General features: G+C 37.3%; 18 protein-coding genes. 11 read left to right on the top strand and 7 right to left on the bottom strand.

Features of this window, described 5'->3' with window-relative positions; translation table 11 throughout:
- Positions 1–98: 98 nt before the first annotated feature.
- Positions 99–953 carry a malate synthase gene (locus tag MKY76_RS13200; RefSeq protein ID WP_342556707.1) on the top strand — a complete coding sequence of 285 codons (855 nt, stop codon included), beginning with the start codon at positions 99–101 and terminating at the stop codon, positions 951–953.
- A 358-nt stretch (positions 954–1,311) separates the two neighbouring features.
- On the opposite strand, the gene MKY76_RS13195 is transcribed toward MKY76_RS13200, so the two are convergent.
- Entirely contained in the window at positions 1,312–2,358 is a 1,047-nt protein-coding gene (locus tag MKY76_RS13195; RefSeq protein ID WP_342556706.1) for a DUF418 domain-containing protein, read from the bottom strand.
- A 90-nt stretch (positions 2,359–2,448) separates the two neighbouring features.
- Positions 2,449–3,402, bottom strand: coding sequence for a YafY family protein (locus MKY76_RS13190; protein ID WP_066037296.1), 954 nt, complete (start codon positions 3,400–3,402; stop codon positions 2,449–2,451).
- Between the two features lie 100 nt (positions 3,403–3,502).
- Here MKY76_RS13190 and MKY76_RS13185 point away from each other — a divergent pair, with 100 nt between their 5' ends.
- The gene (locus tag MKY76_RS13185) at positions 3,503–4,033 is read left to right on the top strand and encodes a dihydrofolate reductase family protein (RefSeq protein WP_342556705.1); all 531 of its coding nucleotides are present in this window, start codon (positions 3,503–3,505) and stop codon (positions 4,031–4,033) included.
- Between the two features lie 14 nt (positions 4,034–4,047).
- Here the strand turns inward: MKY76_RS13185 and MKY76_RS13180 are convergent, their stop codons facing one another.
- Positions 4,048–5,055 carry a serine hydrolase domain-containing protein gene (locus tag MKY76_RS13180; RefSeq protein ID WP_342556704.1) on the bottom strand — a complete coding sequence of 336 codons (1,008 nt, stop codon included), beginning with the start codon at positions 5,053–5,055 and terminating at the stop codon, positions 4,048–4,050.
- Between the two features lie 140 nt (positions 5,056–5,195).
- On the opposite strand from MKY76_RS13180, the gene MKY76_RS13175 reads away from it, so the two are divergent.
- Positions 5,196–5,717, top strand: coding sequence for an AAA family ATPase (locus MKY76_RS13175; RefSeq protein ID WP_066037299.1), 522 nt, complete (start codon positions 5,196–5,198; stop codon positions 5,715–5,717).
- Positions 5,718–5,748: 31 nt separating this feature from the next.
- Here the strand turns inward: MKY76_RS13175 and MKY76_RS13170 are convergent, their stop codons facing one another.
- Positions 5,749–6,570 (bottom strand): Ku protein, encoded by an 822-nt coding sequence (locus MKY76_RS13170; RefSeq protein ID WP_004225181.1) that lies wholly within the window; start codon positions 6,568–6,570, stop codon positions 5,749–5,751.
- A gap of 106 nt (positions 6,571–6,676) precedes the next feature.
- Between MKY76_RS13170 and MKY76_RS13165 the strand changes: the two genes are divergently transcribed.
- The gene (locus tag MKY76_RS13165; protein ID WP_342556703.1) at positions 6,677–8,494 is read left to right on the top strand and encodes a DNA ligase D; all 1,818 of its coding nucleotides are present in this window, start codon (positions 6,677–6,679) and stop codon (positions 8,492–8,494) included.
- Between the two features lie 194 nt (positions 8,495–8,688).
- Here the strand turns inward: MKY76_RS13165 and MKY76_RS13160 are convergent, their stop codons facing one another.
- Positions 8,689–9,651: an MBL fold metallo-hydrolase gene (locus MKY76_RS13160; protein ID WP_342556702.1), complete on the bottom strand. Its 963-nt coding sequence runs from the start codon at positions 9,649–9,651 to the stop codon at positions 8,689–8,691.
- A gap of 137 nt (positions 9,652–9,788) precedes the next feature.
- On the opposite strand from MKY76_RS13160, the gene MKY76_RS13155 reads away from it, so the two are divergent.
- The 7 genes from MKY76_RS13155 to MKY76_RS13125 all read left to right on the top strand — a co-directional run bounded on the left by MKY76_RS13155 (position 9,789) and on the right by MKY76_RS13125 (position 15,590).
- Positions 9,789–11,264 carry a methyl-accepting chemotaxis protein gene (locus MKY76_RS13155; protein ID WP_066037302.1) on the top strand — a complete coding sequence of 492 codons (1,476 nt, stop codon included), beginning with the start codon at positions 9,789–9,791 and terminating at the stop codon, positions 11,262–11,264.
- 270 nt (positions 11,265–11,534) lie between these two features.
- On the top strand, positions 11,535–12,008 hold the full coding sequence (locus MKY76_RS13150; protein ID WP_112118527.1) for a GNAT family N-acetyltransferase: 474 nt from the start codon (positions 11,535–11,537) through the stop codon (positions 12,006–12,008).
- 46 nt (positions 12,009–12,054) lie between these two features.
- Positions 12,055–12,711, top strand: coding sequence for a hypothetical protein (locus MKY76_RS13145; protein WP_305192827.1), 657 nt, complete (start codon positions 12,055–12,057; stop codon positions 12,709–12,711).
- Positions 12,712–12,920: 209 nt separating this feature from the next.
- Positions 12,921–13,676 carry an SDR family oxidoreductase gene (locus MKY76_RS13140; RefSeq protein WP_342556701.1) on the top strand — a complete coding sequence of 252 codons (756 nt, stop codon included), beginning with the start codon at positions 12,921–12,923 and terminating at the stop codon, positions 13,674–13,676.
- 342 nt (positions 13,677–14,018) lie between these two features.
- Complete coding sequence (locus tag MKY76_RS13135; protein WP_328024565.1) at positions 14,019–14,903, top strand: cation diffusion facilitator family transporter; 885 nt, start codon at positions 14,019–14,021, stop codon at positions 14,901–14,903.
- 80 nt (positions 14,904–14,983) lie between these two features.
- Complete coding sequence (locus MKY76_RS13130) at positions 14,984–15,100, top strand: RCC1 domain-containing protein (RefSeq protein ID WP_259950391.1); 117 nt, start codon at positions 14,984–14,986, stop codon at positions 15,098–15,100.
- A 289-nt stretch (positions 15,101–15,389) separates the two neighbouring features.
- On the top strand, positions 15,390–15,590 hold the full coding sequence (locus MKY76_RS13125; protein ID WP_004225195.1) for a cold-shock protein: 201 nt from the start codon (positions 15,390–15,392) through the stop codon (positions 15,588–15,590).
- A 206-nt stretch (positions 15,591–15,796) separates the two neighbouring features.
- Here MKY76_RS13125 and MKY76_RS13120 read toward each other — a convergent pair whose 3' ends face one another.
- Positions 15,797–16,195 (bottom strand): hypothetical protein, encoded by a 399-nt coding sequence (locus tag MKY76_RS13120; protein WP_257960856.1) that lies wholly within the window; start codon positions 16,193–16,195, stop codon positions 15,797–15,799.
- A 203-nt stretch (positions 16,196–16,398) separates the two neighbouring features.
- Positions 16,399–16,515: a YjcZ family sporulation protein gene (locus MKY76_RS13115; RefSeq protein ID WP_004225198.1), complete on the bottom strand. Its 117-nt coding sequence runs from the start codon at positions 16,513–16,515 to the stop codon at positions 16,399–16,401.
- Between the last annotated feature and the right edge of the window lie 311 nt (positions 16,516–16,826).

Below are 16,826 nucleotides of genomic sequence, written 5' to 3'. Positions count from 1 at the left end.
TAAACAGAAGAAAAATTCGAAATTGTTTTAAAGAAGTTATTTGAAATTTTACTATCTAATAGTAACTTAATTTTTATTCCATAAGGAGGACTAGATGAATGAATCTAATTAATAAGAAAGTTACACACAAGCGTTTTGGCATAGGTAGTATAGTTAATCAAAATGATTCAAGTATTGAAATACATTTTGCATCAGAAAATAAAAGGTTTGTTTTTCCAGATGTATTTGGAAAGCACCTAACAATACATGATAAAAGTGATGCTAAGTTACTTGAGGAAATTATACAAAAAAAAGAAATTGAACGAAAAGAAGAAGAATCGCGGATGGAAGAGGCCAAAGAACTTCAACGGAAAGAACTCTTGCTTCGCTTGGAACACGAAAAACTTATGAGTAATTATAAACTTCATCCCGCATCACAGATGGTTTTTTGGTGTGATTCAGAGGAACAGAATAGTTCTGTTTCAGAGTGGAATGTTTTTTCAGGTATATTAAAGAGTGGTAATAATAAAGGGAAGCCAAACAAGCCGAGCCGCTTGCACCAAAATAGCGCTGTCCTTTTAACAGCAAGAGATTCCAGCCAGCCTGAAAGTGATAGACGCATCTTAGGTGTCTATATGGTGAATGAAAAATTCGTCGGCAAGCTGTGTGAAGATGGACATATTCCTGCTCATTCAAAATACAGAATTCAACTGACAGAACAGGAATCGGATCAGTTACTTTTCTGGCAATATTATATCAATGAAAAATTCCCCGAAAAAATGACATGGAAAACAGGGAAATATCGTTATTTCGAAAATTTATGGATGGCTCAAATTTTACTTGATATCATTTCGTTGAAAAGTGACCCAAAAGAACTGGAGTTGGCACAACAATTCTTTAAACATTTTTGTAAAATGAATCAGCTAACAGTTCAAGAAATTCCCAAACCTGATGGCGCATTAACCCGTATTTAGTACAGTGAACCAATTATCAAGATAAAGAGCTATACTTGCTTGCAAGAGAAAAATAATGGTAATGAATACAAGTCACTGGATTTTAAAATCCAGTGACTTGTATGTTTATGTCCCAGTAACTTTATTAGCTTTTAATACCTATTCCCCACAAAGTAACCCCAATGATTCACTTATTAGATGTATTAAAAGTAAAAAAACAGCGTTAATAATGGCTTAACGCTGTTTTTAAATTAGTCACTTTGGTGACTAAATAAAATGGGGATGTGTTTCTTGCTGAAGATATGAGCAAAGATGGAAAGCGAGTAGGGTACATTACCAATATATGATGTTTACCACCAAGCTGATAGGTGTTTATCCTTTACGATAAATAATCTTTCGTACTTTGTCGTAGGGGAGGAATTGTCCAATATGTCCCGATTCGCCATAGCCATTCCATAGGGCCAAAGCGGAAAAAGTATAGCCATAGCTTACTAAAGAGCAATTGGCAACCATAAATGCCTAGACAAATCCACAAAGATTCAAGATAGCGAAGTTGTCCAATTAAACCGAAAGTATGGCCAATTAAGAGAATAAGCGCTGTTTGCCCCAGGTAATTAGTCAAGGCCATGCGCCCATATGCTTTTAACGGTGCCAATAGTCGCTGGAACAAAGTGCTTTGTAATAATAGGATGATTGTTCCCATGTAAAAGGCAGAAGCGAATGGGCTAAACTGTAGTCCGATTAATGAAAATTGCTCAATATTTGTAATATGAGCCGCTAGCTGATCCTTGGGCAAATGCTGGATATTAACAAGAGGCTCAGGGACATACTGCCATTGATAAAACCAGCTAGCCATGCTTATAAAGCCCATTACAATCGTCACGAACATGATTTTATTTCGATGTAACGAGATATTTTCAAATAAATGATATTGACCAGCAGCTAGACCAAGCAAAATCAGTGGAAATGGCATTAAAATTTTTAGACCAAAATAGGCAGTGATGGCTAATAGGATGAATCCAAGGATGAGATTGATGTCTTTGCGCATTTTATAAAAAGGTAAGGCTACAAAGCTAAAGATAGCATAGACAGTTAAGGCTTCACCTGGTTGGAAATAAAAATGCACTAGCCCCATAAACAGTAAAATCAAAAGCCTACGACTAAATAAGGCATAGGCTTTTTCGCCCCTTGCCTGTGCGCGTGAAATAAAGAGATAGAATCCTATTCCAAATAAAAATGAAAAAATGATAAAAAATTTACCCTCTACAAAAAGTGTTAGAAAGCGGCTATAGGCAATATCGTTTGCCAATTCAGGTGGTTCAATCCACATTAATGAGGGGATATTGACTAAAATAATGCCCAGTAAGGCGAACCCTCTTAAATAATCTAATGTATCAATTCGTTTATTACTGTTGGTCGGTTGCAACGTATATCTCCTCCTTCAAAACCAATTATAAGGAAGATCTTTTAAAAGTAGTAACGATGAATGTTACGTGAATCTGACAAAATTGTCATCTTATAGAGGCTCTATTGGCTCAGGGTAAATCGCTAATAGCTCATATGCATGCTGACGTATAAGCTGAATTAGTGCGTACGGTTCTTTGACAATCGCATGTTGACCAAGGCGAAAGAAAAGGGAGCTATTAAAGTGGAGCTCATGTTGATCGATGATCGTATCGATATAGCCTGTTCCATCACTATGTCGAACAACCGCTTTTTCAAGATGGGGTTCACTTAAACATTGACGAACGCCCTCGCTTGATAATTCTACATATAACCGAATAGGCAGCTGTGGCTCATAGTCAGTTTCAAGCCATTGCTGCAAATTCATCGTCGTTTTATGGGTTGCTTCACTAATTTTTATCCCTTTAATTCGATCTACACGGAAGAGTAATATTCTTTCATTTGATAGCAGTAGCGCAGGCATATACCATAAGCCATCATGAGCGTACACGCCAATAGGCTGGATATGCTTAGAGGTGATACCAGACTTCGATTCATACTGGATATGCAATTGTGATTGGTTGATGATAGCCTCTAAAACGTCCGTTAAGAGTGGTGTTGTAATGGCTCTTTTAGGGTTCCAAAAGGCAATATAGGATTGCAGCGTATCCACCTTTTTCTTGGCTTCCTTCTGTAAGGATTCATACAGCTTTTGAGAGACAGACTTCATTTCAGTATTAAAGGGTAAATCACGATAATAGTGCAAAGACTGGAATGCAAAGAAAATGGCGACCGCCTCTTCCTCGGTAAATAATATCGGGGGGAGAATGGCATTTGATAGCACCGTATAGCCCCCATATCTTCCCTGTTCCGCGTAAATGGGTAGCCCCATATCACTTAAATCCAAAAGGTAACGATGCACCGTTCGCACGGAAATATGGAAGGTGTCGGCAATTTCCTGCGCTGTAAATTTCTTTTTCTTACTGACAAATAGCAAAATATCAATTAATCGTTTAGCTTTGGTCATATTTTTTCACCTTTTTATTTAATCATGCCAATAGTTGTCATGTTTTATATTTAGTATAGAGATTGTACAAGAGATTTTCAAAAGAAGAGGAGCTGACGTAATGTCACGGGAAATACTGGTATTTATTGCAGGGAGTTTAGATGGATTTATTGCTAAGGAAAATGATGATCTACAGTGGCTAGAGGAAACAGAGGGAGAGGGTGATAATGGCTATACTGATATGTATCAGACCATTGATACCGTCATTATGGGAAAACGAACATATGATTATATCCTAGAACATCTTAAACCGTTCCCTTATCCTGATAAAAAATGCTATGTGTTCTCAACAACTCAAACTGGGGAAAATGAGCATGTGACGTTTATCCAGGAGGATGTCATCACATTTACTCAACGTTTAAAAGAGCAAGAAGGCACAAAGATTTGGATGGTAGGGGGAGGGGACCTTCTAGATGCTTTTTTACAGGAGCGGCTAATTGACGAATGGATTATTACGATTACACCCCATTTACTGGGCTCAGGGATACCCTTGTTTAAATCTCCCCGTCCATTCGAAAACTTAAGGCTATTGGAAACAAAACGATATGGTCAAATGGTACAACTGCATTATGAGGTAAGGAAAGAGGCTTAAATCAAGCCTCTTCTTTATTGGATAAAGGAACGATAGATTTCTCCTAAGAGACCTTGCATTTGATGGACGCCTGTATCGGTGTTAATCATGGCAACAAAGCCTTTGCCTAGGTGGGGGTAGGCCACTAGCATACATTGATAGCCAACGCCCCAGCCAAGTGAGGATATTTCAAGCTGCTCACCAGCATCATCAAGAAATACACCAAGGCCCATCCATTCTTTACAGCCCTGAGGACGAATTAGCTCATGGATTGAAGCTAAACCAAGTGTACCCTTTCCCTTTAAGGCCTGTATTACCTCTTGTAATAATTTTGCTAGATCTGACGGTGTTGTCCATAATCCACAAGCTGCATCATACGGGTAAATAGGGTATCTTTGTGCTGTTAGGGTGCCATCTTTCTGATGACCACTTGCTGTATTGGCAGTTGGGACTGCGGAAGAAAAAAAGCTATTTGTCATGGCTAGTAGTCGGAAAATCACGTCTGTCATGAGTGTTGAAAAACTTGAGCCTGTTGTATCCTCAATCAGCAATTGAACAATGCAAAAGCCAGCATCTGAATAGTGAAATTCTTGCTCAGCCTCAAAAGTACTATCGATTGGTATGGAACAATAAGGAGTTGTACCTTTTAATAAGTCGACCATCGAAGGCCTCTGCCATAGTGAATGTAAGGGAGAGAAGCTGCCTTTAGGGTCACTAATCCCGGCCTGATGACTTAACAAATGTCGTAATGTTACTTTTTTTTCCTGAGTGTAGCTATGCTCTGGCATCTTCCAAGATGTGAGCTTTTGATTAATATCCTCATCTAAATCTACTATACCTTGCTCGACCAGCTTCATCACTAAAATGCTTGTAACTAGTTTACTAATTGAACAGGCATTGAAGATGGTTTCGGTATTGATTCTGTTAGTTTTCCCGACCTCTAATAGACCAAAACACTCTGCTTTCTGAAGCTCACCATCCTTTATATAGGCAATGCTGAGGCCAGCTATTTGTTGTTGCGACATTTGCTCATGTATTGTCATGAATAAAGATCTCCTAGTTTTTCCTTTATTATACCATAATTAGGAACGAATGTTCTTGGGAAACTATCGTTATGTCAGCTGAAATCTATTGTATAATAAAGGAATTATTTCTACAAAGGTACATATAATGGAGGGGTTCTGTGACAAAAGCGTTTCCACAAAAAATACATATCATTGGGTCCGTTGGCAGTGGGAAAACAACATTGGCGAGGAAGTTATCTAAAACCTTGCAGATTCCTTATTATGAGCTTGATAATGTGGCATGGATGCGAAAGGAATCAGGGGATATTCTAAGAACAGATGAAGAAAAAAAGGAGCACTTACAAACCATTCTCCAAACGAACAGTTGGATTATAGAGGGGATCCATCAGGAGGATTGGGTTGTTGATAGCTTCCAGCAAGCTGATTGCATTATCTTTCTCGATACGCCTTATAAAATTCGAGTCTTTCGTATAATAAAAAGATTTATAAAACAAAAAATGGGCTTGGAAAAAGCTCACTATCAACCTACTTTTTCGATCTTTTTTAAAATGTTTCGTTGGAATAAACGCTTTGAAAGGGTAGGAAAGCCTAAATTCTTTAAACAGCAACATGCTGTATTGGCTAAACTTTTAATGATCCAGCGCAAAAAGGATTTAGATTCCTATTTTCGACAATTCTAAAGCGTATCCCGATGTCAGGATACGCTTGTTCTTAAGCATTTTTCTTTGTACGTGTAGTCCGTTTTCTTGTAGCGGGCTTTTTTGTTTTTTCTAAAGAGGCCTGTAGAGCTGTCATTAAATCCGTGACATTTTCAGGAATTGGACGTTGTTTATCGCTTGTAGATATCGTATTTGTAGCTTTCTTTTCTTCAATTAGTTCTAATAAAGCATTGCGGTAATCATCTGTATATTTTTCAGGGTTGAATGTAGTTGTTAGTTGTTCCACTAACATGAGGGCTGTATCGAGCTCCTTTTGTACTACATCCTGTTCACTTGGAATATTAGGGACATCGCCAATGCTTCTTACCTCATCTGGATAGTGAATTGTTTCCATCACAAGGGCATTTTGATAAACACGCACAATGGCAAGCTGCTCTTTAGAGCGGATAACGATTTTGGCAATGCCAATTTTCCCTGATTGTTCTAATGTTTTTCGTAACAATGAATAGGCTTTGGCTCCCGTCGAATCGGGTGATAAAAAATAGGTGCGTTCAAAATAGATTGGATCGATTTCAGTTAATTGCACAAAATCAATAATTTCCACAGCCTTATCTTCATTTTCCTTACGCAAGTTTTCTAAATCCTCTTGATCCAACACAACAAATTTATTTTTGGCATATTCATAAGCCTTCACGATATCCTCATCTGTTACCTCTTGGTTACAGCCCTCACAAACCTTTTTATAGCTAATCGGCGTATGGCAGTCTTTGTGAAGCTGACGCAATTTGACATCTTTATTTTCAGTTGCAGCATGTAGTTTCACAGGAATATTAACAAGTCCAAAGGAAATACTGCCTTTCCACACTGTATGCATTGTTGTCACCTCGTTTTTCTTACTATGATGTATTTTGAGGTTTTTTATGTATCTTAAAATGAAATCTTCAAACACTGAATATAAAAAGCAAAGTAGGTATAGCGGAATGAAACCAATGCTTTTATCCGAAACAAACGATATTCCTAGTGGAGATGAATGGCTATTTGAAACAAAATATGATGGTTTTCGCTGCTTATTAGTTTGGGATGAGGAGCCGAAGCTCATTAGCAGAAATGGACGACATTTAAATCACTTGTTTCCCGAAATTTTAGCTTTTTGTCAGCAAATATATGCATCCATCCAAACCTTTTTACCCCTAACCTTGGATGGAGAGTTAGTTTATTTACGCAATCATTTTAAAAGTGATTTTGCCGTTGTTCAGAAGAGGGGGAGAATGCAAAATCAAGACGTGATTCAGGAACATGCTCATTCATGTCCTTTTCACTATCTAGCATTTGATGTTTTAACCCTTAAAGGAGAATCTCTCCAAAACCACTATTTAAAAACGCGTAAGGAGCAATTGGGCAAGCTTGCGACGAAGTTCAAATGGCCAAGCGTAAACTATGAGAATCCAACGCCTATCCAAGTCATACATGGTAGTGAGGAGCATGAGAGCTTATGGCAGTCCATCAAGCTTTACAATGGGGAAGGCATTGTTGCTAAGAAGAAAACAAGTAAATGGCTTGAAAACATACGATCAAATCACTGGTTAAAGATAAAAAATTGGCGTTATGTCACAGTCATTGTCACACAATATGACCATAGCAATAGTTATTTTCATGGTGCAGTTTTTGAGGACAATCAATTACGAGAAGTTGTTACGTTTAAGCATGGGATGACAGAGGAAGAGCATCAAACACTTGTCAAATTCTTTCAGACTAATGGACTGCGTAAAAAGGAGCTATGGGAACTTGAACCTTCGATTTGTGTTGATATTGCCTGTATTGATTTTGATGGTAGTAAGCTTAGGGAACCTAGATTTCATGCCTTTCGATTAGAGATATCACCTAAGGAATGTCATTTTCTGCACATGCAACGTCAACTGTATCCTATCCCTGATTCAGTTGCTATCACACATCCAGACAAGCCTGTATGGCCGAATATGGGGATTACAAAGGATCAATACTTGTTCTATTTGCAAAATATTTCGCCCTATTTAATGCCTTTTCTAAAGGATCGTCCTCTAACGCTAATACGCTATCCACATGGTGTTCCAGGCGAAAGTTTTTATCAAAAAAGTAAACCAGAAAAAATGCCTAATTTTGTGGCAACAGCTGTGATGGATGATATTGATTATATCGTGTGTAATAACTTGGAAACGTTATTGTGGCTTGGAAATCAGCTGGCATTAGAGTTCCACATTCCATTTCAAACACATCATTCTCCGTACCCGACAGAAATCGTTTTCGACTTAGATCCTCCCTCAGTACAAGATTTTTCATTAGCCGTTTCAGGAGCACTTGATTTAAAGAACATTATGGATTATTTTCAGCTCCAATCCTTCGTCAAAACATCAGGTGGAAAAGGTTTACAGCTGTATATTCCTTTACCCGCAAATACATTTACTTATGAAGAGGTACGTATATTTACAGAGTTTGTTTGTCGCTTTTTATGTGAGCAAAAGCCAAATTTATATACAATTGAGCGTTTAAAAAAGAATCGTCATGAAAAATTATATTTAGATTATGTGCAGCATGCAGAGGGCAAGACTATCATTGCCCCGTATTCTACTCGGGGCAATGAAATGGGTTTAGTAGCAACACCGCTTCTATGGGAGGAGGTCAATGAAAACCTAACGCCAACACTTTTTACGATTCCCTTTGTCATGGAGCGCATGAAAAAAATGAGTAATCCCTTTCAATTATTTCGTGAAGTAGGGGAGCAACAAAATTTTCAAGCAGTTCTAGATCAATTAAAGGAATGAGGACACTTATGGAGATAGGGAAAGCTTGGACAGGGCATAAGCGCAGTGCGATGTAAAGCGAGCGGTTCACCTGAAAAAAGAGTGCCCTCCGATGTAAAAGGGCAGGTTTTACAAAAAGCTTGCTTTGACCAGTACTATAAGCGCTTCTAAAAAAGAGGTGTCCCTAATGTCATTGGGAACACCTCTTATTGCCGTTAAAGTGGAATCTGCGCATTTGCTTTTTCGAGATAATCCAGTATGCCCATTGCGGACACAATGGTATCGAATGGGATGGTTTGATAGACAGGATGATCGGACGGAATGCCGTTTTCCTGTAGATAGTTAAATAAAAGTTCCTTTAAGCGAGCATCTAAGTAGTGAACTTGTTCTTGGAACTGGCTGGATGCTGCTTGCGCTTTTCTACCTTCTTCTAAAAAGAGTGGTGTCCAATAGCGCACCTGACGATAGGCTTCAGCTGGATTTTTATAAGCCCCATAGTGACCGAAGTATAATTCACTTGCTTGTAGCTTTTCGTACAATTTTAAGGATTGTTCCATTGTTTCAGGGTTGTATTGATTTGGAGAGGTGGACGGAATGATTAAATCAATTGCTTCCTCATCCATTTCGGGATAGCGAACACCTGTTGTATCTCCTACAAACAAGCCATTTGTTGCGGAATAAAGCATTGAAACATGATGCTTAGCATGCCCCTCAGTATGATAAAACGTTAAATGATGTTGACCTAATTGTAAACGCTGTTCGTGAAGAACTTCAATAATTCTTGTAGCGTCAATGGGTACAATTGGATCAAAAAGGCGGTCAAATTCAGCGCCATAAACCCCTTTAGCACTGCGGATAAGACGACTGGGATCAATCATGTGGGCTGCGCCTCGTGGATGAACCACTAATTTAGCATTAGGACAGCTTTGCAAAAATAACCCTGCTCCGCCTGCATGGTCTAAATGAATGTGTGTCACGATGACATAGTCTATATCCTCTACTGCAATATTTAATTTCTGTAACCCTTCCATAATATAAGGTACGGATGGACTGGCCGAAGTTTCGATAAGAGCAATCTTTTCATCGATTAATAGATAGGAGCTTGTTCGCTGCTCTCGACCTAAATCATGTGTATCGATACAGTAGAAATTTGGTGCGATTTGTTGGACACTAGTCAATTCAATTTCCCCCTTTTTTTCAAAAATAAGCTAATTCTGCTTATAAATGCAATATTTATCTACAAAAAGTAGTTGTTATACTATATAATAATAGAAAATTAAACTGAATGTCTATTCATTTTTTTAGGGGGATAGTAATGGAGCATAAAATTCGTTATGATACACGAAAAGTTCATCGTGTAAATTTGGCTATTATCTCAATTTTGGCCATTCTAATATGTGGACCTATGATTCTATCAAAGGGCATCCATTTTTTATTTATTGGGTTAGCTGTCATTGCTTTGGCGGTATGTAATTATTTTTTACCTATAAAAACGTATGTCAAAGGCTTTATTTTTGGTCTCATTCCATCAAGTGTTGTGTTTACCTTATTTTTGCTTGATAGCTTCTCATTAAATAAACATTATATTTTACTGTGCACAGTGGCCATCATTGCCCTATATTTTAAAAAAGAATTGATTGTTTTCTTTGGGATTCTAACCAATTTTAGTTTTTTCATTTTATATATGGTCAACTCGTCATCATTGTTAGGACCATTTGATGACACCATTGTCTTTGTGACACTTCTGGCAATTATGAATGGGGTCATTATTGCTTTTTATTTGCTGGCAAAATGGGGAAATGAATTGATTCAACATGCAGAAATCCAGCAAAATGAAGTGCAAGCATCCTTCAATCAACTACAAAATACATTTCAGGAAATCGAAAAGAGCAGTCAGGCATTGGACAAACATGTCACGCAATTCCAACAAACAATGCAAAGGATTTCTGGCTCTAGTAAGCAAATTTTAGTAGCGACAGAGGATATTTCTGCAAGTATTCAGCAGGAGGCATCCAGTTTGCAAATGATTCATGGCACAATGGGCGACTCGGTTCATTTTGTCAATAAAACATTGACGATTTCGAAGGATACGGTCGCTAAATCTACTGATCTACAACAAGAAGTATTAGCAGGGTGGGATAAAATGCAGGATGCAATGACTCAAATGAGCGTCATGAGTCATGCCATGGGCTCAACTGCAGAAACTGTCAACGAGCTGCAACACAGCCTGCAAACAGTGGATAGTCTATTAAAGGGGATTACCCATATTGCAGAACAGACTAATTTATTGGCCTTAAATGCGGCGATAGAAGCAGCTAGAGCGGGAGAACATGGAAAAGGATTTGCTATTGTAGCAGATGAAGTGCGTAAGCTAGCAGAGGAAAGCGCTGCAATTACTGTCAGCATTACCAATGTGACAAAAACCTTGTTTGAAAAATCAACAGAGGCTCATCAACGCTCTGATGACGGTGAAAAGGCACTCCAGCATGGAGAACAGCTTTTACAGGATGTCAGTCATTTCTTTAATAGTTTAAAGGACTCTTTTACGGAAACGAATACAGATTTAACAAGAGGGATGCATGAATTAAGCAGTGCCATCTCACAATTCGAGGTAATCCAAAAGCAAATTGAAAAACTGAATCACATGACCGAGCAAAATGCGGCTTCTACTGGTGCTATTCTACATTCAGTGGAGGACGAAAATCAGCTTCTAGTAAGCATGACGGATACAACAAATCATATTCAGGCTTTAAGTAACACGTTAAAGGCATTAGTGATGGCAAAGGTATAATAGAACCATTGATATTGAAATAAATGGTAGGGTAAAATAAGAGTAGGATTAACCTTCCTAGATGGAGGGTATAGAGATAGTATTCATCGACATTGTTTTATCCATATCTGGTTGTGGTGATTGTTTTTGAGTTTGTATGAGTCTCAGCACAATAACTTAAATATGCATTTGTAGTGTGTTTGTTATGGTGATTGTCACCATTTATATATTAGCTGTAGATACATTCAGACCATAAATCTGTTGTATGACTTGAAAAGGAGGAGGGATTCCATGAACATTCGTAGTGTACAGAGTTCAGATTACTATACTTTATCTCCATTGATTAATGAGTGGTGGGGTGGTAGGAATATGTCAGACAAGCTGCCTAAATTATTTTTTGATCACTTTACAAATACAAGCCTTATTATGGAGAAGGATGGCGAAATTATTGGCTTCCTCATTGGCTTTTTATCGCAGTCCAAAACAAATGAAGCGTTCATCCATTTTGTTGGGGTCCATCCTGATTACAGAAAACAGAATATTGCAAAAAGATTATATGATGTATTCTTTCATGTGGTGAAGCAATACCATCGAAATATTGTGAAATGTGTCACGTCGCCTATTAATGAAGTATCCATCGCCTTCCATACGAATCTGGGTTTTAGAATGGAAAAAGGTGACAAAGTGATAGAAAATATGTCCATTCATAGTAATTATGGTGGTGAAAATCAAGATCGTGTGTTGTTTTATAAAATTCTACCGTAATTTACTTTCGATAGTTGGCATATAGTCCCGAATAAGGGGGCTATACATGTTTATTAAAAGGTTATTTACGTTATGGTTTCTACTTTTAAGCATTGTTTGTGGTGCATTTTTCTTTTTGGCAAATGCACCTATTCAATATGCTGAAAAAACCAATGTTTCTATGCCACAGCCTAGTAATGATGAATTATTGCGTTATATTCAGCAATATCAATTTTTAATTAGTGAGATTTCCTATACATTGCGCAAAGAATCCTATAGCTTTCTATTAGATTATGGAATTTTACCTAATGGAAAAATAGAGCTCCTTGTGTCATTACCCGACAAGGTCGATCACAAGACAAAGCAACATATAGAAGAAACAATGCTGGACGTTATCAAAGCTAATGAATTAAACCCTATCTCTTTTCAAATAACGTTAAAGCAACTCTATGAGCCAGCAGAAGCGATCTCAACTCGGCTAAGTTATAATGATGTCATGGCCAATCTATTTGAGGTTATGTTTGCAGAAAATTTTGGCACTTTCAGCATTGACCATAGTATGACGTCTGAGGAAATTCAAGTAAGAATTAATTTAACTCAAGAGAAAAATCACAAGGCTAAAAAGAAGGCTCAACAGTTAGCGGAAGATACGATAAAGCAGCATCAATTTGATGTAGAAACCTTTTCTATTGATGTTCAAAATACGATGAAAACTTTAGATTAAAAAATAATTCAGATTAGATGAAGAGGGGAATACATACTCTACATGTGACAAACTCTGTATCTTTTTCCTTTATAGGTGTGTGTCAAGGTATGATGGTCATTTTCAAAGAAGTGCAGTGTAAGGGTTTTGATTTCTAAAAACGGAGCGGACCATTATGGTGATGCTCTTTTTTTTATTAATAATCTCAATAACCATGGGGGTAAAAAGAAATGAATAAAACACAACATAAAATAGCAATCATTACGGGTGCAAGCCACCCTCAAGATATTGGAACAGCTATTTGTAGAAGATTGGCTATGGATGGTGTTAATGTTTTTTTCACACACTGGCATGCTGATCGTAAGTGGATAGGAGAATTCAAACAGGAAATTTTGAGTAAGGGTGTTTCATGTGAAGAATTGTCGATTGATTTATCAGATTCCCAAGCTCCAAAAACGATACTCCAAACGGTTTTCGAAAAACTAGGTGTACCTTCCATTTTAGTGAATAATGCTGCCCATTCAGCACAAGATGGTTATCTAGCATTAGATGCTCAAACATTAGACGAGCATTACGCGGTGAATATAAGGTCAACCCTACTACTTTGTGTGGAATTTGCACGTCTTTTTGAAAAAGTTAATTTAAACTCAGGGAGAATTATTAATATGACTTCTGGTCAAGATTTAGGTCCTATGATGGGAGAGCTAGCCTATGTGGCAACGAAAGGGGCAATTTCAGCCTTTACTAGATCATTAGCACAGGAGCTAGCACCGCTGGGCATTACCGTCAATGCTGTCAATCCAGGGCCAACAGATTCCACATGGATGAATGATGAGATTAGAAGTTATCTGTTACCCAAATTTCCAATGGGACGGATTGGGACACCAGTGGATGTGGCCAAGGTGATTAGCTTTCTTGCTAGCGAGGAGGCTACATGGATAACTGGTCAAATAATCCACTCAGAGGGCGGATTTTTACGAGGATAATTGATTAAAAGCCTTGCTACAGTTGTGGCGAGGCTTTTCTACGTGCTTATATGTACGTAAAAAGGGTCACTCCCGAAATTGGGAATGACCAAGGTTTGTTAGGTGTGTTCGTTGGAGGAAAAAATCTTAAAGAACAGATACACTACTATTTTATTCGGTTAGTATAATAATTTCTAGGCTTTAAACCAGTGACAGCGTATCTTCCTAAGGGCTTTATTTTTTCCCCATATCAACACTTTTATAGTCCTCCTACTTATGTATAGCAAGGCAAAAAGGTTGCTGTAGACCCACTCGATGTTGGGTTGTTATGATGATAATGTACGTAAGTGGGAGGTAAGTGAATTGGAAGCAGAAAGATATAATAATCTTAAATTAGGTGAACGTGGTGCCATTATCAGTATTATTGCTTATATAATTTTATCCATCATAAAAGTTGGCATTGGTTACTTGAGTGGTTCAGAAGCTTTAAAAGCTGATGGGTTGAATAATACGACAGATATTATTGCCTCTATTGCAGTACTTATTGGGCTAAAGCTTTCACAAAAACCAGCAGATCATGATCATCGCTATGGTCATTGGAAAAGTGAAACCATTGCATCAATGGTCGCTTCATTTATTATGATGGCCGTTGGTATACAAGTATTGGTCGGTGGTTTTTCTTCCTTTTTTCAAGGTGGAAAAGAATCGCCGGATATGGTCGCAGCCTATGTAGGGATAGGATCAGCATTGGTGATGTATTTAGTCTATCGTTACAACAAACAATTGGCTAAAAAAATCAATAGTAAAGCCGTTATGGCTGCAGCTAAAGATAATTTGTCAGACGCTTGGGTAAGTATTGGAACCGCTGTAGGAATTTTAGGGTCACAACTACATATGCCTTGGTTAGATACGGGTACTGCGATTGTCGTAGGTTTCATCATTTGTAAAACAGCTTGGGAGATTTTCAAGGAAGCCTCTCATGAACTATCGGATGGATTTGATGAGAAAATTCTTCAAACATATAAAGAGATTATTTTAAAAATAGATGGCGTTAAAGGATTGAAAGAAATCAGAGGAAGAAACTATGGGAATAATGAGGTAATTGATGTCGTTATACTTGTAGATGCAAAGTTAGATATCACGAAAGCGCATGATGTTGCTTCGGTTGTTGAAAAAAATATGGTGGAAGAGCAAGGGGTTTATGAAGTGCATGTCCATGTAGAGCCTAAGGATGCAAAGGGCATATAAGTCCTAAAATGTAATATTCAGCTTCAAAAAATATACGGATTAATGAGGTAAGGAATGTCGCTATTGAAAAACAAAAACAATTGCCTCTAGCTGCTATAGCTGCGGGTTATCGTCATACTGTTGGGCTAAAGGCTGACGGCACGATGTTAGCTGTGAGCAGGAATAATGAAAGCCAAGGTAATGTAGTTTCAAACTAAACAATAAATAATCTGTAGCTACTTAATGGCGGTGAAATGGCTAATTTTAACCTTTAAAATTGGTGGTACGTGCAGGTTTTAGCCTTCATTGATAAAAAAATTCACTTTTCACTGGACTAATACGATTTTTTATCATATACTGTATGTAATAGAATCTTTCTTAAAGAAATAATAAATTCACATATTACAAAGAGTAATCGTGTTTTGTTAGTTACTTTTTGTAATATGTGAATTTTTTTCTTTGGAAGTAGTATGATTTTATTTAATAACATTATTGGAGGTCATTTAAATGACACAAGGTACAGTAAAATGGTTTAACGCAGAAAAAGGTTTTGGTTTCATCGAAGTAGAAGGCGGACAAGACGTATTCGCTCACTTCTCAGCTATCCAAGGTGAAGGTTTCAAATCACTTGAAGAAGGTCAAAAAGTTGAATTCACAGTTGAAGAAGGTCAACGTGGACCACAAGCTGCTAACATCGTTAAACTTTAATTTTTAAATGAAGAAAAACATTCTTAAATAGAGTGGTTTCAGTAGACAAAGTCGATTTTTTCGACTTTGTCTTTATTTTTTTTCATTACATTTCAAATCAAAATACATTTGTTACTTGCCTATTCTCGATGAAAGAAGTGAGGATATGAGGTTTTACCAAGAAGAATGTAAAAGCAACACGAGGGAGTTTGTTCAGTATGATCTGTTTACAAATCAAAACTACCTAAAATCATAAAATCTACAATCACGCCACTTACAGGATTTTCCGCTCCTAATACATTAATTCCTAATACTGTCACACCACTAATATTTGTAATATTAGCAGAGACATATTTCCCACTAATATTCTTCTCTCTCATTTGAACTCTCGGTCTTAAGTTTATCGTTGGATTTGTCGAGTATACACTTGCCACTGCATAGTCAATAGTAGATAAGAGAGGATTGCCATTCGCTAATGCATTGTCTGTAAAATATAATGTGGCTATTCCATTTGCATCAGAGGTAGCTTGTCCATAAACAATGCGCTTTACTTTTTTGGGATTTGCATCTCCTGCTTTAAACACCTGCATGACTGTTGGGGCAAGTGTAATAAAATCAATGCTCATAGGCATTCTCTTTTGTTATTTTTAGCCCTAATTATGCTTGATATATTCTATGAACTGTTTATTAGATTAGTACACTAAGCAACAAAACAAACTTCCTACATACATTCTTCTATGCTACAAAGTAAGTATAAAAAAGGGTCACCAGGGTGGGAGACGACCCTTTGATCATAGCATGAATATTTGAGGATAATAGAAGGTAATTATTAATGATATAAGAAAGTAGCGCCAGCAATAATTAAAAGAATAAAGAGGACAACAATTAGAGCGAATGATAAATTATCATGCTTGCCATAGTTTGAACCGTATACTTCATATCCCATATGAAAGTCCCTCCTTTCGAAAATCTAGAATATGTAAAGTATAGAAAGCTTCAGGCCAAATAATCTCCTTTAAAACGAGGTTTATATAAATGAATAAATATTTAAGGGTCACTCGGCTGAAAGTGACCCTAAGTAACAATTCGGGAGGTACATGTTAAACTAGATTAGCTTAACACTACTATTTATATGAAAAGTTAACTCATTGTGCATAGTTTATTGCCTTTAAAATAAAAATAAGACTATGACGGTCAACAATGTCACAGCCTATGCGATACACTTATTAATAGTTTGTGTAAATACAGTCTATTTTT

Source organism: Lysinibacillus sp. FSL P4-0201 (assembly GCF_038593425.1).
Lineage (GTDB): Bacteria > Bacillota > Bacilli > Bacillales_A > Planococcaceae > Lysinibacillus > Lysinibacillus capsici.
Note: the sequence above shows the minus strand (reverse complement) of the source record. Positions and strands in the feature narration are given on the sequence as shown.